The 24,571-nt window shown below is 46.2% G+C and carries 18 protein-coding genes and 2 pseudogenes; 12 read left to right on the top strand and 8 right to left on the bottom strand.

Annotation, left to right across the window (positions count from 1 at the left end):
* Positions 1 to 29: 29 nt before the first annotated feature.
* Entirely contained in the window at positions 30 to 536 is a 507-nt protein-coding gene (locus tag QUB16_RS12640) for a hypothetical protein (protein ID WP_333239023.1), read from the bottom strand.
* Positions 537 to 824: 288 nt separating this feature from the next.
* On the opposite strand from QUB16_RS12640, the gene serA reads away from it, so the two are divergent.
* The 4 genes from serA to QUB16_RS12625 all read left to right on the top strand — a co-directional run bounded on the left by serA (position 825) and on the right by QUB16_RS12625 (position 4,714).
* Positions 825 to 2,408, top strand: coding sequence for a phosphoglycerate dehydrogenase (gene serA, locus QUB16_RS12635; RefSeq protein ID WP_333316437.1), 1,584 nt, complete (start codon positions 825 to 827; stop codon positions 2,406 to 2,408).
* Positions 2,409 to 2,591: 183 nt separating this feature from the next.
* Positions 2,592 to 3,482 carry a 50S ribosomal protein L11 methyltransferase gene (prmA, locus tag QUB16_RS12630; RefSeq protein ID WP_333316435.1) on the top strand — a complete coding sequence of 297 codons (891 nt, stop codon included), beginning with the start codon at positions 2,592 to 2,594 and terminating at the stop codon, positions 3,480 to 3,482.
* A gap of 9 nt (positions 3,483 to 3,491) precedes the next feature.
* Complete coding sequence (locus tag QUB16_RS33575; protein WP_445251118.1) at positions 3,492 to 3,575, top strand: pentapeptide repeat-containing protein; 84 nt, start codon at positions 3,492 to 3,494, stop codon at positions 3,573 to 3,575.
* A 227-nt stretch (positions 3,576 to 3,802) separates the two neighbouring features.
* Entirely contained in the window at positions 3,803 to 4,714 is a 912-nt protein-coding gene (locus QUB16_RS12625) for a pentapeptide repeat-containing protein (protein WP_333316433.1), read from the top strand.
* 119 nt (positions 4,715 to 4,833) lie between these two features.
* Here QUB16_RS12625 and QUB16_RS12620 read toward each other — a convergent pair whose 3' ends face one another.
* Positions 4,834 to 5,418 (bottom strand): hypothetical protein, encoded by a 585-nt coding sequence (locus QUB16_RS12620; RefSeq protein WP_333316431.1) that lies wholly within the window; start codon positions 5,416 to 5,418, stop codon positions 4,834 to 4,836.
* Positions 5,419 to 5,577: 159 nt separating this feature from the next.
* The gene (gene trxA, locus QUB16_RS12615; RefSeq protein WP_333316429.1) at positions 5,578 to 5,895 is read right to left on the bottom strand and encodes a thioredoxin; all 318 of its coding nucleotides are present in this window, start codon (positions 5,893 to 5,895) and stop codon (positions 5,578 to 5,580) included.
* A gap of 73 nt (positions 5,896 to 5,968) precedes the next feature.
* On the opposite strand from trxA, the gene fabG reads away from it, so the two are divergent.
* Positions 5,969 to 6,733, top strand: coding sequence for a 3-oxoacyl-[acyl-carrier-protein] reductase (gene fabG / locus QUB16_RS12610; protein WP_333316427.1), 765 nt, complete (start codon positions 5,969 to 5,971; stop codon positions 6,731 to 6,733).
* A gap of 127 nt (positions 6,734 to 6,860) precedes the next feature.
* Here fabG and QUB16_RS12605 read toward each other — a convergent pair whose 3' ends face one another.
* From QUB16_RS12605 to QUB16_RS12595, 3 genes and pseudogenes are all read right to left on the bottom strand, one after another.
* A complete protein-coding gene (locus tag QUB16_RS12605; RefSeq protein ID WP_333316425.1) occupies positions 6,861 to 7,409 on the bottom strand; it encodes an HD domain-containing protein in 549 nt (182 codons plus the stop codon).
* Positions 7,379 to 7,819: an NUDIX domain-containing protein gene (locus tag QUB16_RS12600; RefSeq protein ID WP_333316423.1), complete on the bottom strand. Its 441-nt coding sequence runs from the start codon at positions 7,817 to 7,819 to the stop codon at positions 7,379 to 7,381. The genes QUB16_RS12605 and QUB16_RS12600 overlap by 31 nt, the downstream gene beginning before the upstream one ends.
* A gap of 115 nt (positions 7,820 to 7,934) precedes the next feature.
* Positions 7,935 to 8,112 (bottom strand): annotated as a pseudogene (locus tag QUB16_RS12595) (IS66 family transposase); the annotation flags it as partial.
* A 399-nt stretch (positions 8,113 to 8,511) separates the two neighbouring features.
* On the opposite strand from QUB16_RS12595, the gene QUB16_RS12590 reads away from it, so the two are divergent.
* The 7 genes and pseudogenes from QUB16_RS12590 to QUB16_RS12560 all read left to right on the top strand — a co-directional run.
* Positions 8,512 to 8,808 carry a hypothetical protein gene (locus tag QUB16_RS12590; RefSeq protein WP_333316421.1) on the top strand — a complete coding sequence of 99 codons (297 nt, stop codon included), beginning with the start codon at positions 8,512 to 8,514 and terminating at the stop codon, positions 8,806 to 8,808.
* Positions 8,809 to 8,846: 38 nt separating this feature from the next.
* Positions 8,847 to 9,509, top strand: a complete 663-nt coding sequence (locus tag QUB16_RS12585) for a hypothetical protein (protein WP_333316419.1) — start codon at positions 8,847 to 8,849, stop codon at positions 9,507 to 9,509.
* A gap of 195 nt (positions 9,510 to 9,704) precedes the next feature.
* The gene (locus tag QUB16_RS12580; protein ID WP_333316417.1) at positions 9,705 to 9,893 is read left to right on the top strand and encodes a hypothetical protein; all 189 of its coding nucleotides are present in this window, start codon (positions 9,705 to 9,707) and stop codon (positions 9,891 to 9,893) included.
* Between the two features lie 93 nt (positions 9,894 to 9,986).
* The gene (locus QUB16_RS12575) at positions 9,987 to 12,161 is read left to right on the top strand and encodes a lipoxygenase family protein (RefSeq protein WP_333316415.1); all 2,175 of its coding nucleotides are present in this window, start codon (positions 9,987 to 9,989) and stop codon (positions 12,159 to 12,161) included.
* A 304-nt stretch (positions 12,162 to 12,465) separates the two neighbouring features.
* Entirely contained in the window at positions 12,466 to 13,800 is a 1,335-nt protein-coding gene (locus QUB16_RS12570; RefSeq protein ID WP_333316413.1) for a hypothetical protein, read from the top strand.
* 322 nt (positions 13,801 to 14,122) lie between these two features.
* On the top strand, positions 14,123 to 15,859 hold the full coding sequence (locus QUB16_RS12565) for a hypothetical protein (protein ID WP_333316412.1): 1,737 nt from the start codon (positions 14,123 to 14,125) through the stop codon (positions 15,857 to 15,859).
* A 140-nt stretch (positions 15,860 to 15,999) separates the two neighbouring features.
* A pseudogene (locus QUB16_RS12560) lies at positions 16,000 to 17,058 on the top strand (DUF4419 domain-containing protein); the annotation flags it as partial.
* A 72-nt stretch (positions 17,059 to 17,130) separates the two neighbouring features.
* Here QUB16_RS12560 and QUB16_RS12555 read toward each other — a convergent pair.
* Together QUB16_RS12555 and QUB16_RS12550 are read right to left on the bottom strand one after the other, a co-directional pair.
* Positions 17,131 to 18,345 (bottom strand): transposase, encoded by a 1,215-nt coding sequence (locus QUB16_RS12555; RefSeq protein WP_333316410.1) that lies wholly within the window; start codon positions 18,343 to 18,345, stop codon positions 17,131 to 17,133.
* A 667-nt stretch (positions 18,346 to 19,012) separates the two neighbouring features.
* Complete coding sequence (locus tag QUB16_RS12550; RefSeq protein WP_333316408.1) at positions 19,013 to 23,800, bottom strand: nSTAND1 domain-containing NTPase; 4,788 nt, start codon at positions 23,798 to 23,800, stop codon at positions 19,013 to 19,015.
* Positions 23,801 to 24,571 lie beyond the last annotated feature (771 nt).

Below are 24,571 nucleotides of genomic sequence, written 5' to 3'. Positions count from 1 at the left end.
ACCGTCAACAGTTGACCGTCAACCAATAACTAAGTCTCTGTATAACCTTGGATATTTTCCGGTTTAAACTGCTGCAAAATCTTCGCAGCTTTCCCAGTTAAATCATCAGTACCCTTAACCGCAATCAAAAATTTACCGGCATTCAAACGGTTGCGGTAGGGCAAAGCATCGCCGCTACCAAAAGCCATACCGCCCGCGCCTCCAACAAAAACACTGCCCATCGCAGCGGCGATCGCACCGAGTACACCACCGATCGCGTGATCGCCAATTTCCCCCGCCCAGGCAAACGTCTTCAACTGAGTAATCAAGCTGAAAGTAACCCCAGCAATAAAGCCAAAGGGAATCAGCCAAATAGCCATGAGTTTAGCTTGTTTCTTCGCTTGCTGGTTCGGGTCGATCAAGCCAAATTCATCAGCAGTTTTGTAGCCGCGGCCCAAAATACTCACTTGCTTCATAGGCAAGCCTTCTTTTTCCAGAGCACAGTAGGCAGCTTCGGCTTGCATTCGATCGGGCAGTACGGCGATAAGATAATTCATTGAGAATAATTCCTGATAGTTAGGCTGAAATAGCCAAAGTCTATTATAGACCGAAAAGACATACTAGCTAAGCACTTGCGGGATTTTCAGACGGTCAGAGAGTCCGATCGCCCGCAAAGCTAAAATATTTCACGCAAAAAACGGCCGACCTTGACCGAATACAGATACAATTCAAACTGCACAAAGGCAAGCTTGAGCTGAGCTGTTAGATACTGCTCTAAGTGTAAGTCTCAACTTTGAGCTCGCCAACGCTCGGTCTATTTTTACTATTGCACTCAATTGCTTGCTATGCCTAAAGTTCTAGTATCCGATCCGATCGACCAAGCCGGAATTGACATCCTCTCCCAAGTCGCGCAAGTTGACGTAAACACAGGACTCTCAGCCGAACAACTGGTAAAAATTATTCCAGATTACGACGCTTTAATGATCCGTTCTGGCACCCAAGTTACCAAAGAAATCATAGAAGCCGGGAATTCACTCAAAATCATCGGCAGAGCCGGCGTCGGCGTAGATAATGTCGATGTACCCGCCGCTACCCGCAAAGGAATTGTAGTCGTCAATTCCCCCGAAGGCAACACGATCGCCGCCGCCGAACACGCCCTCGCCATGATGCTCTCGATGTCCCGCCACATCCCGGAAGCTAACGAATCCGTCAAAGCGGGTAAATGGGAACGCAACCGCTTTCTCGGCGTAGAAGTTTACAAAAAAACCCTCGGCATCGTCGGTTTGGGCAAAATCGGCTCCCACCTCGCCGCCGCAGCCAAAGCAATGGGCATGAAACTGCTGGCCTACGATCCCTTCATTTCGACCGAAAGAGCCGATCAGTTGGGCTGCCGCTTGGTAGAACTCGAACTGCTGATGCGCGAATCCGACTACATCACCCTGCACATCCCCAAAACGCCGGAAACCCTGCACTTAATTAACGCTGAAGTGCTCTCGAAAATGAAGCCCACGGCCCGCATCATAAACTGCGCCAGAGGCGGCATCATCGACGAAGCAGCCCTCGCAGAAGCCATCAAATCAGGTCAGATCGCCGGCGCAGCTTTGGACGTTTACGAACACGAACCGCTGGAAGCTGATTCCCCCCTGCGGAGTGTCGGCCAGAACATCGTGCTGACGCCCCACTTGGGAGCCTCCACAGCGGAAGCTCAGGTGAATGTGGCGATCGACGTGGCTGAACAAATCCGCGATGTACTGTTGGGGCTGCCCGCGCGATCGGCTGTTAACATACCAGGAATTTACCCAGACTCGATCGAAAAACTCAAACCCTACCTGCAACTCGCCGAAACCCTAGGCAACCTCGTCAGCCAGCTAGCCGGAGGCCGAGTCGATTACCTCAACGTTCAACTGCAAGGCGAATTGGCCAGCAACCAAAGCCAGCCCGTAGTCGTCGCCGCCCTCAAAGGCCTGCTCTCCCAAGCCCTGCGAGAGCGCGTTAACTACGTCAACGCCAGCATTGAAGCCAAAGAACGCGGAATTCGCGTCGTCGAAACCAGAGACGCCTCAATTCGCGACTACACCGGCTCCCTGCACCTCTCGGCTAAGGGAACCCTCGGCGAACACACCGTGACAGGTGCTGTGCTCGGCGAAAGCGAAATTCGGATTACCAGCGTTGACGATTTCCCGGTCAACGTTTCCCCCACTCACCATATGCTGTTTACCCTGCACCGCGATATGCCGGGGATTATTGGCAAAATTGGTTCCCAATTGGGCAGTTTTAATGTCAATATTGCCAGTATGCAGGTAGGCCGTAAAATCGTGCGAGGCGATGCGGTGATGGTTTTGAGCCTTGATGACCCTCTACCAGAGGGGATACTGGCGGAGATCCTAAAAGTTCCGGGAATTCGGGATGCTTACACGGTAAATCTTTGACGGATTTTGGAGTTTAGATTTTGGATGCAAGGGCTGATAATTGGTAATGGGTAATTGGTTATTGGTCATTGGCCTGAAAGCGGGAATTTTTCTATTAGCCAATCCTCCTTCCTCACTCCCCACTTCCCAGTCTCCAGTTCCCCTGGGCCAATCTAAAATCTAAAATCTAAAATCTAAAATTGTATGGCACATAGCTGGTGGGAAATTAGAATTCTTTGCGATCCGGCGCTGGAAGATATCATCTTTTGGCGTCTGGAACGATTTAACTGTCGGGGAACTGCTACTGAGATCAAAAGCAATTCCTGCCTGATGTCGGCTTATTTGCCCGAAGAACAGGCAGGATTGCTGGATTTGGCCGCTCTGTCTCTGTGGCTGCGCCAAGATGCTCTGTGTGCAGGTTTGCCCCTACCTGCGATGCAGTGGGATTTGATTGAAGACGAAGACTGGGGCAGCACTTGGAAGGAGCACTGGCAGCCTCAAGAAGTGGGCGATCGCTTTTTAATTAATCCGGCCTGGCTGCCGATACCAACTGATACCGATCGCGTCATTTTGCGTTTAGATCCGGGTGTGGCCTTCGGTACAGGTGCTCACGCCACTACTCAACTTTGTCTGGAGTCGCTGGAAATGCGGCTCGGTTTTGATGACAAAGAGTACGTAGTTGCCGATATCGGCTGCGGATCGGGTATTTTGTCGATCGGCGCCGTGTTGTTGGGCGCTACAAAAGTTTATGCTTTGGATACAGATCCTTTGGCAGTGCGATCGACCATTAGCAACAGACTACTCAACCGCGTTAATTCTCAGCAGTTGGTTGCAGAACTCGGCAGTATCGATCGTTTGAAAGAAATGGTAGATGAGCCGATCGACGGTTTGATCTGCAACATTTTAGCAGAAGTAATCATTGATTTAATCCCGCAGTTCACTGCAATTAGCAAACCCACTACTTGGGGCGTGCTCAGCGGCATTTTGCTCGAACAAGCTAAGCCAATTGCTGATACTCTCGAACAGCACGGCTGGATTGTCGCTACTCTGTGGAAGCGCCAAGATTGGTGCTGTTTTAATATTCGGCGCAGTTAACAATCTGAGATTAATGCTAATTTGAGCCATGCTAATCTCAGAAATGCTAAATTGATTAATACTCATATGTTGCACATTCTCAAAAACCTGTAGGGGCGGGTTCACCAATAGCTTTAAAGGATACAAAAAGACTAAAAAACCCGCCCCCACCCGCGCGAAAGTCCTGAAGATTGAGAATAGAGCACTCAGCAGATTTTCAAGCTGATTAAGAGAAATCTTCCAGGTATTTGGTCTTCGCCATTGTTCGGCAGTTCTTAGATGCTGTACAGAACTGCGTTAAAATATAACAAATCAGAATTTAGCATCACAACCCAAGAATTATGGACCCACAATTGCTATATGGGCGGTATATGGCTGGCGATCGCGATTTCAGAGGTCTTGAGCTGAGCAACGCCTACCTGTACGGCTTTTGGCTGATTGATGTTAATTTGAGCGGTGCTAATTTGGAAGGCGCTAGTTTGGGCGATACTTATTTAATTAATTCTAACTTGAGCCATACGAATTTAGAAAAAGCATGGCTGGATTCAGCCCTACTGATTAAGGCAAACTTGAGTAATACCAATCTTAGGAATACTACATTGGTTAATGTTGACTTGACTGGTGCCGATTTGACTGGTGCCGATTTGACGGGTGCCGATTTGACGGGTGCGGTGCTGATTGAGACTAACTTAACTGATGCTAACCTGACGGATATTAAAACAACAGAGCAGACTATTTTTCATCAAGTGACTATGCCTGACGGCGGGATTCAAAACGACTTAAACAGAACGTTGTCTGCTGAAGAATTGCTCCGGCGCTATGGCGAGGGCGAGCGAAATTTTCAGGATAAAATATTGCATCGTGTAGATTTGAGCGGTGCTGACTTGCGTGATATTGACCTGAGTCGTTCTCGCTTAAGCTATGTCAACTTTAGTTGTGCTTGTTTGGAAAATGTTGGCTTGGGAAGGGCTATATTTTCTGATTTCAGAAATGCTGGATTTAGTCGGGATGAAGATTGGTTGGGTGTCTATTTTTTTTATTGCGATTTGAGAGATGCTAATTTAGCAGGAGTTGACATGAGTTATTCTCAATTCATAGGAAGCAACTTCCTGGGAGCTAAAAATTGTCTTTCTGGTGGTCTCCAAGGAGATGTATTCTTTTACGAGACTACTTGGAGCGATGGAGAATTTATCCAGGGCCCAACCAGTGCTATTTCACACTGGCGTGGTGAGATTAGGGAGGGTGAATTTTAAAGTTGAAGAAGTAGTCGCAGGGTGGCTCAGCTTCGATGATAATGCCTTAAGGACGATCGCCCTCAGTTGGGCAAAAACAATCTCGATAATCCGGTCAGAGAGCAATTGCAGCAGCATAATTAAGAACGAGAAACTAAAGAACGGACGTAAAAAGAGACAGCTCCAATTAAGTAAAAAGCATTCACCAAAATCAACAATCCTTTACCAACATAAGAATTAACCCAACCAAAAACCCGGTAAGTTGACAGCAGCACTAACAACATTTCAACCAGAGAAACAATTGACCCGTAGTGCTTCCTATCCCAATAAGAAAACGGACTGATAAAACGGTAATTGCTGAACGGAAAAAAGTGGCGGTGAGCGTCGTCATTGTGGACAGGCAAATCTCCCAGAGAGTGCAGGAGCATGCTAATAAATAGAATTTGCACGCTTTGCCAGCCGAAGTAATAAGCAATTAGCCAACCAATAACCGCAAGGGGAATGGAATGAAACAGAGCAACAACATTCTGGACAAAAGGCTCATAATATGCTTTTGACCAAATTGTAGCTTCGGGCAAGCGAGCAATGTATTTCGCCCAAAAGTAAAATAAAAATATCGGAATATCCGGCACAATTCCGCCGATCGCAATAATTAGATTAGCTTGCGGCAGTTGCGGTTTGCCAAGAATTGCGAGATTGATAATAGCGTGGCTGGGAGTCTTCATCAGTAGGGTGCGTCAACTAGGATTATCTTATTCATAATGAATCAGATATTAGACATCTCCCATAATTGTTGTGGAACAGGCATCCTGCCTGTTCTTGAATATCTTTTTGGGAAATGTCTATTGGCTGACGCACCCTACGTGTGAGATAATGGGCTCCGGTTACAAGAAAGGTTGCACTCGATCGATCAACTGCGCCGCTTGCACCACTCCCTCAATGCGATCGACCTCAGCGCCATTTTTGAACAACACCAAAGTCGGCAAAGCATAAATGTGATGCTGCGACGCCAAGTCTTCGTACTTATCCGTGTCAATTTTGACAACCATCAGCTTGTCTTTCATCTGACCGCTGACTTGTTCCAAAATCGGTGCCATCATCTGACAAGGCCCGCACCAAGTAGCGTAAAAATCCACCAACACGGGCAAGTCAGAGCCCGATAGTAACTCCTCAAAACTGCTGAACTGTTTTTGAACTGCCATAAGACAAAATAATTTTTTTGGTTCTGGCTCGATTTTAGTGCAAAATTCTCTGGTAGATTGCGAGGATACAATTATGGAATTATTACCAGAGACTTTTCAGAGATTGCGGGGTCAAGTTGCTGTCGTGACCGGTGCGTCGCGGGGAATCGGCCGCGCCGTTGCTTTAGCCCTAGCAGCAGAAGGCGCTAAAGTCGCCGTCAACTATGCGAGTTCGAGTGCTGCTGCTGATGAGGTGGTAGCAGAAATAGTCACAGCAGGAGGAGAAGCTGTGGCGCTTGCAGCAGATGTCTCGAAAACTGACCAAGTAGATTTACTCACCAGTAATGTCATGGAAAAATGGGGACGGATTGACATTTTGGTGAACAATGCCGGCATTACTCGCGATACTTTGCTGCTGCGGATGAAGTTGGAAGATTGGCAAGCGGTGATTGATTTGAATCTAACCGGCGTGTTTTTGTGTGCGAAAGCTGCCAGTAAAATCATGCTGAAACAGCGAAGCGGCCGAATTATTAATATTGCTTCGGTTGCTGGGCAAATGGGCAATCCCGGACAAGCTAATTACAGTGCGGCGAAGGCTGGGGTAATTGGGTTTACTAAAACTGTGGCGAAGGAGTTGGCCAGTCGCGGGATTACTGTGAATGCAGTTGCACCGGGTTTTATCACTACAGATATGACTAAGGATGTCAAGTCTGATGAGATTTTGAAATATATTCCGCTGGGGAGATACGGGGAAGTTGAGGAAGTTGCGGGGATGGTGAAGTTTTTGGCGGCAGATGCGGCGGCTGCTTATATAACCGGGCAGGTTTTTAATGTGGATGGGGGGATGGTGATGGCTTAGGATTTCTGGATTTTTTTAACCGCAGATATCGCACAGGTAAGATGCCTAGATATCGCACAGGCAAGATGCCTAGATATCGCACAGGCAAGATGCCTGTGCCACGAAGGCGGATATCTGCGGTTAATAATTACTTTAGGGCGGCACGCAACTGACTGAGAACTTTTTTGTATTTTGCAATGCGTTGAAAATCTGCCTCTGTCGGATGGGCGATGCGACGCAGATCGAGGTTATGAGTAACATCAGCGATTTTGACTGGCAGTGCGATCGGGTTGGCAATCACACGTTCTAAATAAGCTGCATAAGCTTCTCCTTCTATTTTGGTAATCGCCTCAATCGCCGAGACGATAACTTCAGGAAAACCTTCGCTTCTAAGTTGCTCAAGTGTAAGTTCAGAATCTTCGACGGCATCGTGTAGAACCGCTACGATTTTCTGGTCTAGAGAATTTACATTTTCCATCACAAATAGCGGATGATCGAGATAGGGTTTGCCTGCCTTATCAATCTGCCCCTCATGAGCTTTGGCTGCGATGGCGATCGCCCGTTGTAGTAATAATTCGTAATCGAAATTCGTATTTGACAGCATCGTAAAGAAGTTCTCTATTAAAGTTTCAGTCCCCTCGCGGGGAAAACGTAGTGTGGGAGTTTTTATTTTAAATATTCCTGCAACAATTTCCACGCCATTTGAGTACCTTCCCCGGCGTTGACTTTTTCAAAGTCTACATCTTTTCTCAAAACTACCAAACCCACACCTTCTTTGATTTCTATTTTATCACAATCGCTAACTCTCGCCAAAAAAAGGTGGTTGTCTTGTAAAATTTTTCTCTCTTTTTGGGTCTTTTGGTGAGTAAAAGTTGTGATAAAGTCCCTTTGGTAAAAATTGGTTGTGAGGCAAGTTTCTTCCTCCATTTGTCGCATGGCTGCCTGCTGTGGACTTTCTCCAATGTCCACGCCACTACCAAAAGTAGAAAGCATTCCTTGACTGGCAATACCGGGAATATTATCTCGCAGTTGTGCCCCAATCTGACCGTTGGGGATTATGAGAAAAATGCGTAACTGCTCACCGCAACTGCGTTGCGGTATCGCCAAGGATATCAGCGATAGCTACGCACTCGAGTTGTAGATGGTATTCCAGAAAAACTTGCCACAAGCAAGAAGGAAGTTTGTGGAACACTGGTTGATTCAATTTATTTCAACGAAAAGTTCAGTTGTATTGTAAGCCGGGAGGACTACGACCCGAAGACAGACAGTAACTCGTACAATTGTGCGCTCGCTTCCCCACCTTGGGGCCGGACTGTTTCTAAAAAGCTAAACATTTGGGCTACTAATTGAGCGCCCCAATCACTTCGCCCTCCTCCAGTTACTTTCCGATGCACGACCACGCTTGCGTAAACGGAATTTAGCCCCTGCGGGGTAGTCCCGAAGAGAGCTCGCGCATACGAGCTATAGGTTTGGCCACTTCGCTCTGCTCACGGGTGTAGCCATCTAACTTAAGATGGTCTTAAGGCTTTTTAGGAATGAGAATTAAATAACTTCCACTCTTGAAAGTGGGATGGGCGTCCCGCCCGTCCTTTTTGGACGGGCGGGACGCCCATCCCACAATAACAATTAAAATTGTAAGTTATTTAATTCGCGCTCCTTAGAGTCAGAGCATCAGAGAATTGTACTCATGCACATCGAAAGAGTCCCCAACCGCAATTCCCCACCCTTTGGTCCTCTTACGACAGTCTGATCGAGAGCAGGGAAAAGTGCGCTGGCGCACTCTAGCTAACCTCTAAAAATTGCCGGATGATGCCATTGAAGGACTGCGAATTTTACTCAAAGGTGGCAGTGCGCTCGATCGTTTAAAATCCGCCTTTGAAATTCAACGTTCCTTACCCCACGGCCATCTGGCTGCGGTGTTAGGCACGCTCAAAAATATCGGGCTCGAATCATTAATTAGCGATCGAGCCAGCCGCCAACGGGATGCGAGTCACCGCGATACGGGATGGCACGCATTATCGACCCTACCTCAAAATTGGCCAGAGCACGCGGACTATCGCCAGATACCTCTAACAGCACACTTAGTGAAATCTTAAAAGTTCAAGATGCTGATGAATCGGAGCTTTATGAAGCAATGGATTGGTTGTCACAAAGACAAGCAGAAATCGAACAAAGCATAGCAGCCAAACACCTATGTGAAGGGGGCCTAATTATTTACGATTTCACTTCCACATATGAGGAAGGAACCACCTGTACCCTGGCTCAATATGGCTATTCGCGGGACAAAAAGAAAGGGAAATTACCCATCATTTTTGGATTACTTTGTAACGCTGCGGGAGACCCGATTGCTGTCGAACTTGTTGAAGGTAATGTCAATGATGCTAAAATCTTAAGTTTGAGCCTAGAAAAAGTCCGATTTATCATCGCGCAAGCTCACCGAGTGCGATCGCACGTGTTTTTGTGCTTGCTAGCTTATGATGTGGAATGGCAGATGCGCCAGAGATTAGCGCCGTTGCTATTTGAGGAGGAAGATTGGTTAGAGCCTTTTGAACCTACGGAGGTGGTTCTCCCGAATAAATCCCAGACTCCGGCCAAACGGAAGGCTTCAACTCAACGTACTTCGGAAAATTTTCCGGTGCAAAGTTTTCGGACGTTACTCACCAATTTGGCGACGATTACTAAAAATCGAGTGCAGCCTAAATTGGGGCGTGTTTCAGTTAGCTTTGATAAGCTGACGATACCGAATCCTTTACAGCACAAAGCCTTCGATTTACTGGAAGTTGCTCTGACTTTGTAGTCATGTATCACGTGAGGGCTCTCACCCCGAAACACCGCGAGATCGGGGTTTAAAACCTCTGGCGAGCGAGTGTGTGGGGTAAGTTCCGATTAAAGAATGAAAGCTAGTCATAGAGAAGCTTTGAGAGTTTTCGGAGATGTCTAATTAACACCACTCAAGTTTTATCTCCAACACACTCAGGGAATAGAACGAGTGATGAGCTACTATCGCTCTCGCATCGCATCCAACCCCGACGACATCCAATTTTACCATCAGACATTGACAATTAAGCCAGATGATGATACTAGCAATTGGCATCTAGGTAATGCGTTAGCTCGACCAAATCGCTTTGATGATGCGATCGCCTCTTACCAAACCGCACTCCAATATCACGGGGTGAAATGAGCAACCGTACAGAAAGTTATGCGCTTGGCTGAAACGATATGGTAAGCTCAAGCTTAATCGCTAAATAAATCTCTCACCACTACAGGAGGGCATATGCCTTTATCTTCGGGAAATCAAAATTCTGCTTCGAGCAAAAACACCTTAATCAACACTCTCTTAACACTTTATAAGTTCGTCAAATTTGGTTCCAAATTTTTTCCAGGCAAATATAATTATAATTATGATTATATTCCCAGCCTCGCTATGACAACTTCGCCTCCATTGCCTTTGATTAATCTCAACATACCCAGTCAAGAGCTACCCAATATAAAATGGGTAACGCTAGTCATGCAACAAATAACAATTTTGAATGCGAATAAAGCTCGACATTTTGAGAATGACATCCCATCTTTTAGCGTGGGTGATAGCACAGAAGAAAATTCAGGGGTCGATCACCAGATAGAAGTATTAAAAAATACTGAACAAGAAATTGAAGCGGCTGATAGTAAGGAAGATTTGAAAAATATTGCTTGGAAAATAGCCTCTGCTGCCAAAGAAATTACGCAACAGGTTTCTCCTGAGGGAGTATCTTTCAGCGTAGGTGATAGTGACTCAGTAGAAAGTTCTGAAATTGATGAGCAGCTTAGAGAGATAGATGAGCAATTTGCTCAAGCCTACCAATCTAGTGAAACTTCAGAGGCATTAGACTTTAGTATTGGCTCTGACTTGGAAGATACGTCAGGAGACTCGCTGGATTTAGCTTTCAGGGAAATTATTAAAGAAAACATGAAATTGTTGGATTTAGAAAGTGAGCAAAGTGCAGAGGTATCTTTTTCAATAGGAGGAGGTGAAGATTTGCCCAGCCTGGAGGATTACGATCGCTTATTTGTAGATCTCCGCTTACCCCAGATTAGCAAACGCTTTCAAGAAGATTTGATTTTTGCTTATATGCGAGTTGCTGGGCCAAACCCACTTATGCTCCAGCAGCTATCAGAAAAAGATCAACCTTTGCAGGTTACCAACGAAAAATATCAGCAAATAATCCAAAAATTTAAGTTTTCCGACTCACTTGAAGCTGCTCTGCGAGAAGGCCGACTTTATAAAGCTGATTATTCCATGTTAAAAGACATGGCACAGGGGAGTTTTCCAAACAACGTCAAAAAATACCCTGCTGCGCCTGTAGCATTATTTGCGGTTCCCCCAGTTAATAGTTCATCTCGTTCTCTAATCCCAGTAGCTATTCAATGCCAACAACCTTCTGTAAGTAAAAATCCACCAGTATTTACGCCGCTAGATGACGACAACTGGATGGTAGCTAAAACCATTGTTAATATGGCAGATGGCAACTTCCACGAATTAGTTAGTCATTTAGGTCGCACTCATTTATTTGTAGAACCTTTTGTTCTAGCTACTAAGCGGATATTGCCAGAAAATCACAAATTAAGAATTTTGCTAGATCCTCACTTTGAAGGAACTATCTTAATCAATTACGGGGCTCATAAAAAGTTAATTGCTACCGGAGGAAAAGTAGATGAGCTTCTAGCTAGCACTATTGAGAACGATGGAGTTATTGTCGTTGAAGGAGCAAAAAGCTATCTGCAACACTTCAATGATGTAATGTTTCCCAAAACCTTGACAAGTCAGGGTGTCGGCGACAGCGCTCAGTTACCTGATTATCCTTATCGAGATGATGGACGGCTGATTTGGGAGGCTCTTCATACCTGGGTTAGTGATTATTTAAGGATTTACTACCCTAGCAACCAAGAAATACTCAAAGACAAAGATTTACAAAACTGGGCAACGGAATTAGTTTCCGACCAAGGGGGTCGCTTAAAGGAGTTTGGAGAAGATGCTTCAGGTGCGATTAAAACAGTCGATTATTTAATTGATGCTGTCACGAGTGTCATTTTTACCGGAAGTGCTCAGCACGCTGCAGTAAATTTCCCTCAATCCGAATTAATGAGCTATGCGCCGGCTTTTCCTTTGGCCCTCTTCTCCCCAGCACCTACAAGTCCTGAGGAACAAGGGAACTTTATGAGTATGCTACCTTCGGTAGACCGCGCCCAAACCCAAATTGAGGTAGTTGGTTTACTGGGTTCGGTATATTACACGCAGCTAGGTCAATACAACAAAGGACACTTTAAAGATGCCAAAGTCAAGTCATCTCTGGACAAATTTCAAAATCGGCTAAGAGATATTGAAATGGAGATTAGCAAGAAAAACTCTTCCCGGCTCATGCCTTACAAATTCTTGCTACCTTCTCAAATTCCCCAAAGTATCAATATTTAGCTCTACTTTATTGATTCAGGCAGCGCCACCAAAAGTAGATAGCTGCCTGATAACATAGGCCCAGAAGTAGAAACAAAACACCGCCCTCAGAAACCAGGTTCGTTTACCCAACCGTTCATACCAATTTAATGTGAAGTTGCATATATTTCGCTCCCCCTCGCATACCCCCTACTCCCCCTTAATAAGAGGGAGTTTGACCAAGCTCTTGTCCCCCCCCTTAATAAGGGGGGTTAGGGGGGATCAGATTCTATGCAACCTCATATAAAATTGGTATCAGCCAGTTTTTCTTAAATGAGTAAATGCCATGCCAATTGAAAAAGTACCTAATACTTCCTTGAATTACTATCTGATTGCCTGTGATAAGGATGGCAACGAACGCGATGAAGCTGATGGGAAGAAACTCAGCGAACAAATCTTCTCAGCGCTAGCCACTGAGCCAATCACAGATGTATTCCTTATGAGCCACGGGTGGATGGGCGACATTCCCGCAGCGCGACAGCAGTACAACGACTGGATTGGCGCAATGGCTAAACAAACAGCCGATATTGAAAAAATCAAAGAGGCGCGATCGGGATTTCGTCCCTTAATGATCGGGCTGCACTGGCCTAGCAAGCCTTGGGGCAATGAAGACTTGACAAGTGGTTCGGTGTCCTTTGACGTGAACGACGAAGATCCAGTTGAGGGGTTAGTAGATGAATATGCCTCGCGCATCGCTAACACTGAAGCAGCACGGCAAGCCCTGCAAACAATTCTCAGGGCGGCGAGCGAAGACAGCACAATTGATAGCTTGCCACCAGAGGTAGTGAACGCCTACCAAGTGTTGAACCAAGAGGCTGACTTGGGTAGCGAAGGTGAAGGTGCGGCACCGGGTTCGGATTGGGAAGGTTTCGATCCAGAAGCCATCTATGAAGCGAGTAAAGATGAACCAGTAAGTTTCAGCACCGATAGCAGCTCAGTCTGGGATAAGGTTTTAGACCCCCTGCGGGTACTGTCTTATTGGAAAATGAAAGAACGCGCTCGCAAAATCGGTGAAAGCACTGGGTTCAACTTGTTAAAAACACTGCAAGAGAACGCTGCTGAAACGGTGCGATTCCACCTGATGGGTCACAGTTTCGGATGCGTTGTTGTCTCTTCCATGCTCAACGGTCCGCAAGGGAAGGGTACGTTAGTCCGCCCAGTGAATTCTCTGGCGTTGGTACAAGGCGCTCTATCGCTCTGGTCTTACTGTTCAAAGATTTCATACGAACGCGATCGCCCCGGTTACTTTAATACAATCATCGCTCAAGGTAAAGTCGCAGGTCCGATCGTTACAACTCACTCCTACTTAGACTATGCAGTCGGCCGGATGTACCCCCTAGCTGGAAAGACTGCCTTTAGTGCTGTGGACTTTGCCCCCGGTCAATTGCCTAAGTATGGTGGAATTGGCAGCTTTGGTCTAGGCGGAGATGACCTCGCAGCGGAAAACATAAACATGCTCCCCTGCGATGCCTCGTATCACTTTAAACCGGGCAAAATCTATAACCTCGAAAGCAGCGAGTTTATTTGTGCGAACCTGGGAGGGCCAACAATGGGTGCCCATTCCGACATTGCCAAGCCGGAAGTAGCTCATGCTGTGTGGTCGGCAGCTTATTCCAGTTAACCGCCAGAGTTAGACCCAGGAAAACACGAACATCCTCGGCCCACCTGCCTCTTATGATTTTAAACCGGGCAAAATCTACAACCTAGAAAGCAGCCAGTTTATTTGTAACGAGGATCTCGGAGGAATGGGCACAGGCTAATCCGACATTGCCAAGCCGGAAGTCGCTCATGCTGTGTGGTCGGCAGCTTATCCCAGTTAACCGCCAGAGTTAGACCCAATAGAAACTCAGCAAGTCCTTGTTTGAAAGGCTCGTGGGGTTTCTATCTGTTTTATTCACAAATTAAATGCCGATTGTTAGCGCAACCAACAAGGAACCAAAAATATGAACGAACAAGACCTGTTATTTTTCAATGGGATTAATGGCTCGACGGGCGATTATTTGCTGCCTCCTATGACCCCTGAGCAAGTATCTAGGATTGCCCAAGGCGAAGAATTCGATCCAGACCAATTACAAGATATCGAGCTAAAAATTCGAGAAAAACAAGAGCCTGATTTTGCTCCGATAGAGGGAGTAGATCCCAAAGACCTCGCACAAACAGGTTGGGGAGTAGTTTTCCCTGGCGGTGACTCTTCGGAAATAAAGGAAATCCGAGAAGCGCTCAGCGAACTATTAAATCATCGCAAAAAGCAAGCCACCCAAAAGCACGAGCATTACTACAAGGAATACATCGGCGTCAAGGGCTATCGTCCAGGCGAGTCAAAAAAGAACTTCCTGGCGCGTCAGGGAGTAGGGCCAGGTCCTGCCGATCCAGACAAAATGCCGTATTACCTGCTGATTGTTGGCGATCCAGTAACAATTCCCTATGCCTTTCAGTCCCAGCTCAGCGTTCAGTACGCAGTGGGTCGCATTCACTTTGATACGCTACAGGAATACGCGCAGTACGCTCACAGTGTAGTAGAAGCTGAAACTAGCAATTTATCCCTATCCCCTAGCGCTGCCTTTTTCGGTGTGTGCAACCCAGGAGACGCTGCCACTAATCTCAGCACTGAACACCTCATTCAGCCGTTATCTGAATGGGTGGTCAAAGAACATCCCAACTGGGATGTGAAAACGATTCTTAAAGAAGAAGCAACCAAAGCCCGCTTGGGGCAATTGCTAGGAGGCAGTGAAACCCCTAGTTTGCTTTTCACTGCCAGTCATGGCATGGGCTTTGACAAGGGCGATACGCGTCAGTTGCTCCACCAAGGCGCACTGCTGTGCCAAGACTGGCCGGGGCCGGGTCGTCCAGGGGCAAAGCCGATGAGGGAAGATTTTTACTTTTCTGGGGATGATATTGGCGAACAAGCTCGGCTTTTAGGAATGATTGCTTTTTTCTTTGCCTGCTATGGCGCAGGCTGCCCCCAATATGATGAATTCGACGGTCACAAAAAAGCTTCACGACCAGAGATTGCGCCGCGCTCGTTTCTTGCCCGCTTGCCACAGAAACTTCTGAGCCATCCCAAGGGAGGTGCCTTAGCTGTAGTTGGTCATATAGATCGAGCTTGGGGCTGTTCTTTCTCTTGGTCAGATATTAAGGGTTCTACTCGAGATGCCATTCAGACAGCAATAGAGCGCAGGCAGATAGCAGTTTTTCAAAGTAGCGTGAAGCGCCTGCTGGAAGGCCATCCAGTAGGCTCGGCATTGGAGTATTTTGACGAGCGCTATGCGGAAATTTCCTCCGACCTCAACATTGAGTTAGAAGAGATTAAGTTTGGCGCGGAGCCCAATCATGCGAGTTTGGCTGGGATGTGGACGGCTAACAATGACGCCCGCAACTATGCGATTATTGGCGATCCAGCAGTGCGGCTAGTGGTCAGTAGTAGTAAAGATGCCAGCACCACTCGCCCTACGATGGAACCTGTGCAGTTGCCTGCTGGCCTGGAACCAAAGCCCGCAGAAAGCAGCGCGGACTCAGTGGCTGGTGAAATTGACCTCAAGCAGGCTCAGACACAGCTCATAACATCATTAGAGCAATTTGTCAATACGGCGCCAAAGACTCCAGTTGACAGCGCCGAAACCCTGCAAACAGCAACATCAATAGCCATCAATCTGTTGAATGTGTTGAAGGGATTGAGTTAATAGCGATCGCACCTAAGTGACCGGCTGCCGGGACTTCTCCCGCGCAGCTTTCAGGTTGCTAGGGAGCGTGGAACAGCAGACTGCCGTCCTCGTTTTGGTTCGCATAGTGCTACTTGGGTACATAAAGCTGAGTCTAAGATATGGAGTATACGAGTGATTTACCATCTATGTACAATCCAGTCACAAATTCTGAAGGTACCAGCACCGCGATCGCCAGAACTTTTGCTGTTTCAAAGGTATCTCCCACAACCACCCCCTTGCGTGAAATTCCTTACTATGAAGCAGTTGCAGAGTTTTTAGGTAGACCGATCGAGGCTTGTTGTCGATATCGCGGGCAGTTGGTGGAGAGTGTTGATTCGTATCATCCACTCATTGGCGCACTACATACAGCTTTTGCCTTTCATCATCCAATTTGCCTTTCCCCTGACATAATTTGGCTAACGTTAACACAGGGACTAGCACAGCACATTAACATGAATGCCGAAGAACTTCGTCATCACTTTGTGCAGCATTCGGGAAAGTTGAAGATTAAGGTTCGCCGTGATGACTTTGTGAAGGGTTCGGCCGACAACCCTTGGGCAGAAGTGTTCGGGGAGTTTTCCGAACAAATTCACCAACATATTGGCAAAGCACACGAGTTAATTGTGGCTAACTTCTCAACCACAGGCCCTATTGAACGTGCTGCCTCGGAAGTCGTATTGCTAGATGCAATGCAGTCCTACTTTGAGTACGAGGTAAGCAGCTTCTGTGGTATACCTACGATTAAATTGGAGGGAACGGTAGAGGATTGGCGTTCTATTGCACAGAGGGTGGAAGAGTTTGCTCGCTTTGGTTTGGAGTGGTGGATTGAGCCGCTACGACCGATTCTAAAGGAATTTGTAGCCGCCGCTGAAGGCAGTGTGAATACCGAGTTTTGGGATTCCATTTACAAGTACCAAGGACCAGAGGGAAGTGGCTCGCCCTATATTACTGGATGGGTTGCTAAACTATTCCCCTACATTTTGAATAATCAAACATCAAAGTGGGAACGAATGTTTGAAGGCAAAACTCCTGAGCCACCATATCTACGCAATCCCTGGTTAAATTCTGAGCTGTCACCAGCTATAGAAGCACGGGGTGCTTTTCCCAACCTGCCGTCTAAGGTTCCATTCAACTGGGATTACCTCGGGAATGTCTACGAAATGGAGTTTGTTGCTGGATTAATTGGTGTCAGTCAAGAACCAGAATCTCTGTGTCTGCGACCAGAAATTGGCTGGTTGACACTCCTCGACCTAAAGGTGCGAGGATTCTTGCGTCTTCGGGATTCCAATGAATTTACCCTCAACAAGCATCTTGACCGTATGCCCTACGGTTGCAAGTCCGCGTATTGCGACTACTTGAGCGGCTGCAACATCTCTATCAGTTGTATAGCCGCAATTTGAACAAATATGAGTACGTTCTGAAAGCTCTTTCTTCCCTGTTTCAAAACTACAACTTGGGCAGATTTGACTCGTTTTACGGCTATTTACTTTTTGAAAATAGACATCACGCTTCAAACAAGTTTGCTCAAGGATATTGAAGAACTGACCAAACCCTGCATCTAAGCAATGTTTACCCAATATTCCACGAGATAAGCCGACAAGATTTAAGTCCTCAACAAACACCATTCCAACGTTGTCACAGATTTGATGAGACACCTTGCGATGCCAGTCTTTACGGCAATTAGCGACGTACTCATATAACAAAGCAACTTTTTTCTGGGCTTTCTTCCAATTGTTCGAGCCTAATCGTTTTTTGGAAACGCGCTGTTGCAGCAATTTAAGCTTGCGTTCGGCATCTACAAAAAATCTCGGACGGTTAATCAAAAGTCCATTAGAAGTTGCAACAAAACTGGTCAAACCTACATCTATTCCTACTGCATTTCCATGTGGTGTTATTGATGGCACGGATACATCCCATTGGATAGTTAGCATCACATACCATCCAGAAGCCCTCTTAACTACACGCGCTTGTTTTACTACTCCTCCATCTGGGATATCCCGTGATAGACGCATTTTAACTGCACCAATAACAGGGAATTTAACAAAGCCGTTAAGCAATGGGTTTTGCCCTAACTGCGGAAAAGAAAAAGACCTCATCCGTCCAGGTTTTTTAAATCTTGGGAATCCATGATTCTGTTCCCACATAGAGACAAAAGCCTTCTCAAGTCGTCTGAGTGTCTGTTGTAAAGATTGAGCGTTAACACGCTTTAAATACTCGTTATCTTTGCGTACAGCAGTTAAAGACTTACATTGACTTGCAAAGGTTGGACGTGGTGCATCAGCAGGAATGATATAGCAGCTTTGAAGGCTACAAGCGTTAACCTGACAACTACGAGACTTATACCAGTCTTTTCGTTCAGCTAAAGCATAGTTATAAACTCGTCTATGAGTTTCTAACCATTCTTCAAACATCGCTATTTGGCTTTGTGTTGGCTTTAACTTGAATTCGTAAGTTAGGTTAAACACTTTTATTACCTCCTGACCTTATTATATACTATTTATACTAATCGCAGTAACATTTTTTAAAGTCGCCCGCTTAGTGCGAGGCTCTGACCCCAAAATTTTCTGGTAGTAATGGAAGCAGAAAGGGAGGCATTCCCGACGAAGTGAATAAAGTATTTGTAGGGTGTGTCTCCACGCACCCTACAAATGCTGCTACAGGTGAGCGGAAATAAGTTAGCAATTTGAAATACCCACAATCCTTACGGAATTAGCTATTTTGACATACTCCCCTGCCTAAAGGCGAGAGGATTCTTAACACTTCATCGACCAATGCTACCGAAGTAGTCTTACGAGGGCCTCCATGTTCATTTTAAGTCGTGGCAATGCCCTATCCAGACTATATGTATCGTTTTGTTTGAAAAACATTAACAATACTTTTTTTTGCTTCCAGGTTGGATTTTAACCATTGCCCTTGGGTCTTTCCCTATTACTGGATCAGTCCCGGTTTCAACTCAAGATGAGTATATATCGCTGCAATCTTAGGTGGGGATTTCAACCAATTAAACTATAGCATAAAGCCGTCCTAAAAGGACGGGGCTTGCATCCCATTTTCTCGGTCATTGTAGAGATGTCTATTGTTATAGGGCGATCGCCACAGAAGACTTGCGTCCTCGTTTCGGTCTGACGCTTCCTACTTTTTTGGTAAATTACTAGCAGTGCCAATACCATCACAAACGTGACGTTCTTCAGACATAAGTTCGGAATCAGGATTATTAAGATAGTCACGTACCCAAGTGCAACCCCGCACCATCAGCTCATCTAATCCTTCAACCCGCCATAACTTAACAGTCCCATCTTCACCAGTCGTAGCTAAAAGCTTGCCATCGAGACTAAAACCGACGCTCTTGACCTCACCTTTATGACCTTTGAATACAGCTACCTCTTGACCGGCTACATCCCACAGACGAGCAGTTGAGTCAGATCCCGCACTCGCTAGCAGCTTACCATCGTTACTCCAACGGAGTTTCTGTACTGCACCTATATGACCTTTTAATTCCTTTAATTGATTACCTGACAAATCCCACAAACGGATAGTGCGATCGCTACTAGCTGTAGCCAGTTTTTGACCGTCATTGCTCCAAATGACGCTGTTGATCCAGTCTCGATGCGCGGGGAATTCTCTTAGCTTCTGACCAGATAAATCCCACAAACGTACAATGCCATCCGCTCCTGCCGTAGCTAAAAGTTTGCCATTCGGGCTAAAACTGACACTCAGGACGGCACCTTCATGACCTTTTAATTCTCTTAATTGCTTACCAGACAAATTCCACAAGCGGGCAGTGCCATCCTTTCCTGATGTAGCTAAAAATTTACCATCCGGGCTAAAGTTTAGACCCAAAACTGGACCTTTATGACCCTTTAATTCTCTCCGTTGCTTACCAAATAAACTCCACAAGCGAGCGGTGCCATCCTCTCCTGATGTAGCTAAAAGTTTGCCATTCGGGCTAAAACTTACCTTCCAGATTATACCTTTATGACCTTTGAATTCTCCCAACTGCTCACGTGATAAATAATCCCACAGGCGGACAGTGCCATCAGCTCCAGCAGTCGCCAGGATATCGCCATCCGGACTAACACTGACACTCCAGACAGTGCCTTTGTGCCCTTTGAAATCAGTTAACTGCTGGCGGTCTTGCAAATCCCACAAGCGGACAGTGTTGTCGTATCCTGCACTGGCCAAAAGCTTGCCATTTGGGCTGAAAATAACACTTCTAACCGCATCTAAATGTCCTTTAAATTCCTTCAATAGTTTTCCATTCAAATCCCAAAAGCGAACAACGCCGTCTTTGGAACCAGTGGCAAGGTTCTGACCATCCGGACTAAAACTGACGCTAAACACCCAGTCTTTATGTCCTGACAATTCTCTCAACTCTTTTCCTTTCAAATCCCACAACTTGACGGTGCTGTCCATAGAGGCAGTGGCAAGTTTTTGACCATCGGGACTAAAACTAACACTAAACACCGTATCTTTATGGCCTTTAAATTCGCTTAATAGTTTTCCGTTCAAATCCCACAACTTGGCGGTGCGGTCTCCAGAACCCGTAGCGAGAGTCTTACCATCAGGGCTAAAACTGATGCCCCACACTTTTTTATCCTTACTGGTATTATGGGCAGGAAATTCTTTGATTAAATTTCCCTGCAAATTCCACAAGCGAACGATACCATCCTCATAACCAGTGGCGATAGTCTGACCATTAGGGCTGAAAGTGATGTTAAATACCCCCTCCTTCTGCTTAGGAAATTCCCTGATTAGGTTTCCTTTCAAATCCCACAATTTTGTAGTCCCATCCTCACCACCAGTCGCCAGTAGCCGACCATCCGGGCTAAAGTAGATATTTCTAACACGCTCTTTACTCACTCCAAATTTAATTAGTTCTTTGCCATGTAAATCTGACAAACGAACTGTGCCATCAACTCCAGTACTCGCCAGTAGCAGGCCATCAGGGCTAAAACTGACATCAGTAACTGAGCGTTCATACGCTTCTAGGCGATTGAGTTCTCTGACTTCAGAAGTTACTTTGTGCAGCCTGCCCATTACTTCATTGATTAAGGTTGCTTTTGATATCCACAGGTGCTTAACTTCTTTTCCAGCTTGTAAACTTCCTATCAATGCCTTTAATTGATCTGTTGCCAACTTAGCTTCTGAGGAAGCACTTAACGCCTGAATTCGCTCAACTTCTGCTTGCCGCCACTGATATCCCGCAAAGATAGCAAATCCAGCAAAGACAAAAGCTGAGCTGACAGCGGCGAAAAGCAGGCGATGTCTGCGTTGTTTTTCTTGCCTGCGGATGCGATCGCGCAACTCCAAACAAGCCAAGACATATTCAGATTCTTCTTGGTTGAGATGGACAAATTTGGGCTGTTTCAACAGCACTTGTGCATCTTCTAATCTTCCCCCCTGATGGATTAAATAGCTGTTTTGGTCTGGTTGCTCCCGGTGCTGGTGCCAATCTTCTGCCGCCTGATTTATGTTTTCTCGCAGTTGCAAGTCGCTGCGGTTCTGGCTCAACCACTCCTGCAACGTTGGCCAATAGCGGATTAAAGCTTCATGGGCGACTTCTACTTCTTCCTTCCCGGTAGTTTCGTTCCGACTGGTAACGACTAGCCGTACCCCTTCACCAGCTAGCTGCTGTACCAACTTCTTAGTCTCTGCCAGATTGCTCGCACTGGACACGAGATCCTCTAACTCCACTCGCTGGCGGGTGTCCCGTCGCTTCTCTCCCTGTATGGCATTCTTATCCAGGCGAGTTAAGCGCAAGAAAATATTCTGGATTTGCTCTTGTTTCTTAGCTGGTAGGCTATTGTAAAAATCATCAGCAGTTTTAGCGATCGCCTGGTGGACTTTACCAATCGCTTGGTACTCCTCATCGCACAGCCAGCGTCCGCGCCGTCGCTTCCACAGTTCCTGCAACGCATATTGCAGCAGCGGCATCGCCCCTGGCTCCCCCTGCACATCATTGAGAATCGAGTGGCTCAAGCCCGCTTCAAAGCGCAACCCTCCCCTGTCTGCCTGCATCTTCATCGCTGTAATCAGTTCCGCAGGTTCCATCGGCCCAACCAATTTTTGTCGGGTTTCAATCCGCTTTCTCAGTGGGGGGTAGAAGGTACACTCTCCTAAAAAGTCCGCCCGCATCGTTATGACAACTTTTCGGCGTTCGGCAAGGTGAAACAACTTGTCGATAAATTCTTGCCTATTGGCTTTATCCTCGCAGAGGGTGAACAGTTCCTCAAATTGGTCTACCACCAATATTGAATGCTGTTGAGATACCTTTAACAGTATTTCTAATTGTTTCAGCGGCTCGTTGCTCGGTGCGATCCGAACCGACTGTAGGCTTGGCTCCTGCTCTTTAAGCTTAGGAATCAGTCCAGCTAGTACCACCGATGATTTGCCGCTGCCCGAAGTGCCGATAACAGCTAAGAAATTATCCTTAGCCAGTTCATGTTGTAAATCTCTAATCAGCTCATCGCGCCCAAAGAAGAACTTGTGGTATTGTTCCTGGGCAAAGGAAGATAGACCGGGAAAAGGACACTCCGCCTTGTATTCTGGTGGTTGTTTGCCCAAAGCGGAGAGAGCATCAAAGCTAATTTCCAGGACTTGATCGCACAGGTTATCTATCTCTACTATTGCCTGCTGGCGCTGTTCACGCGCTGTGCGTGACTCGGCTCCTTGGGTATCTTTGAGGATCTCTACCTGCGTTTTAAACCTCTGCTTTAGTACCGAAGCATTAGGGGCGCGTTCTACCAGGAGTTTGCTCAGCTTTTCAATACCATACTCGATTTCCTCGTCGGTTAAATCCCGATCGTCAAGCCGATCGCTAAATAAGGGACGCCCACCCAAGCGACTAAACAGAGCCGGGACAGCAATATCGTGGCGTTTTCCCAATCCGGCTGTTGCCTCTTGTAGCGCCGTATCTACCTCTCCTGACTCTCTGAGTCGTCGGTAAAAGTTCTGTCCTAGAGCCAAGCCTGTCTCTACGCTCACCTTGCGAGTCATCGCTACTACCGCAGGCATCCCCAAATTTCTTACCAATCTTTGACCTAATCCACCTAATCCTGCTTCTGCTCTGGGGTCGGCACTTTCGCAAGTGCACAGGAAGGTAAAGTGAGGTAAGCTCCTCTGATGATTACCGATGTTCTTGAGCTCTGCCAGAAAATCTTCTCCCGTAACTGGCTGAACTTGGTTATCTGCTTTTGCCCAGTACAGAACAGTTTCTCCGTTATCCAGCAGCTTGCCGTGGGCGACAAAGTGCAGCAAGGTGTATGGCTTCTTGGCGTTAGTCAGTTGCTTAGACAGTTCTTGTAGGGTTGGGGGCCCGATCGCACCTGCAACATCATTTGCCAAAATTTCGTAAGGAATTTCACCAAGCGCTTCCTTGACTCCAGATAAAACAGCTTCAACGTCAAAAGGTGCTAATTGAAACTTGCCTATATTAGAGGGACTCGCTACCAGCACCAGTGCCCGCAAGTCGCGCCGTCCAATGGGGGGAAAGCGCCGATCGATAATAGTAGGAATGTACAAGGAAAAGGGAACGCGCTGGTTGCGGGCTAAAAGATGCCACTCTCCATCGGCATCAATCGGAGCGCACAGCCTTTCCCAATGCAAGGTTTTGATAGGGTCATTGTCAGCCGCTTCGATCGACAGCAAAATCCGTAACAAGGAGTCCTGACTACTTTTGGATAGGGCACGAACAAAGGTGTCGTACACAGCCCCTTGAAACAAAGCTTTGCCAAGATGGGTGCCGTATTCCCTCTCGTTTTCTTGCTGTTGAGTGAGTTTGTTCAAGTCCTCCTGATTTAGCTCAAGAGTTTCTTTTGAATGGATGGTTAGTCCGTCCGGTTGCTTACACCTGACAACAATGGGCCAGATACTCTCGCCTGATTTGCTCTGAATGGTAATCTCAAACTCAAAGACGTTCATGGGTCATTTCCTCTCATTATTTCTCGCTCTTTATATGGTCAGATAACGAATTATTTTCCATTCTTAAAACTAATTGATTATTAAATATAAAACTGGCATAACCTAATTATTGAAATACCTAGGAACATAGAGAAGGAAGTACATCGCTTTTATTTGTTGATAAAAACCTATTCATGTTTCTCTCTTAACAAAACTTACCCACTTTAAGTTAACATGTGGTAAAATGAGGGGATAAATCCACTGCTATTGAATATATCGACTTTTCGATGGCGACGCAAAACGCATATAGCTGTAACGAAGCACATCGCATTCAACTGATTTAAATTAACGTGACACAACGGATGCAAAAAAAAATGGCAGAATGCGTTGCCAAATTGAAAAATTACACCGCGCACTCAAACACTTAACAGCTAGAGAAGCTTGTCAATGTCGCAAAGCCGTGATTCAAATAAATCATATGGTTTGTGCAATTAGAGGGTGGAATTTCCTCAAAATAACAGCGCGCTTGATGGGAAAAACAGTAGATTACTTAAAGCATAAATTACTGTCCGACTACCCTAAACAAGAAGTTAAAAACTCCACTACTATTATATATAGTCTAATCCTTTAACAGGAAAGTCGGTATTTTTTTGAGCAGTTAAATTTTGATTTTTATGACGTTCGCTCACTTATTTTTCCCAGCCTGCGGAATTTTTAGCACGCTATATAATATAGCGTGCATACGTAAGTCTTGAGGTTTTAGGGGGCGATCGCAACAGAGGACTTGTGTCC

The sequence above is a fragment of the Microcoleus sp. D3_18a_C4 genome, assembly GCF_036702415.1.
In the GTDB taxonomy this organism is placed as follows: domain Bacteria; phylum Cyanobacteriota; class Cyanobacteriia; order Cyanobacteriales; family Microcoleaceae; genus Microcoleus.
This window is presented reverse-complemented; position numbering and strand designations above follow the sequence as displayed.

Coding starts and splice junctions, on each gene's coding strand:
- QUB16_RS12570 (WP_333316413.1), top strand. CDS start 12,466: ATGCCAATTGAAAAAGTACCTAATACTTCCTTGAATTACTATCTGATT.
- QUB16_RS12550 (WP_333316408.1), bottom strand. CDS start 23,800: ATGAACGTCTTTGAGTTTGAGATTACCATTCAGAGCAAATCAGGCGAG.
- QUB16_RS12580 (WP_333316417.1), top strand. CDS start 9,705: ATGAGCTACTATCGCTCTCGCATCGCATCCAACCCCGACGACATCCAA.
- trxA (WP_333316429.1), bottom strand. CDS start 5,895: ATGGCAGTTCAAAAACAGTTCAGCAGTTTTGAGGAGTTACTATCGGGC.
- QUB16_RS12620 (WP_333316431.1), bottom strand. CDS start 5,418: ATGAAGACTCCCAGCCACGCTATTATCAATCTCGCAATTCTTGGCAAA.
- serA (WP_333316437.1), top strand. CDS start 825: ATGCCTAAAGTTCTAGTATCCGATCCGATCGACCAAGCCGGAATTGAC.
- QUB16_RS12640 (WP_333239023.1), bottom strand. CDS start 536: ATGAATTATCTTATCGCCGTACTGCCCGATCGAATGCAAGCCGAAGCT.
- QUB16_RS12585 (WP_333316419.1), top strand. CDS start 8,847: ATGGATTGGTTGTCACAAAGACAAGCAGAAATCGAACAAAGCATAGCA.
- QUB16_RS12565 (WP_333316412.1), top strand. CDS start 14,123: ATGAACGAACAAGACCTGTTATTTTTCAATGGGATTAATGGCTCGACG.
- QUB16_RS12575 (WP_333316415.1), top strand. CDS start 9,987: ATGCCTTTATCTTCGGGAAATCAAAATTCTGCTTCGAGCAAAAACACC.
- QUB16_RS12625 (WP_333316433.1), top strand. CDS start 3,803: ATGGACCCACAATTGCTATATGGGCGGTATATGGCTGGCGATCGCGAT.
- fabG (WP_333316427.1), top strand. CDS start 5,969: ATGGAATTATTACCAGAGACTTTTCAGAGATTGCGGGGTCAAGTTGCT.
- prmA (WP_333316435.1), top strand. CDS start 2,592: ATGGCACATAGCTGGTGGGAAATTAGAATTCTTTGCGATCCGGCGCTG.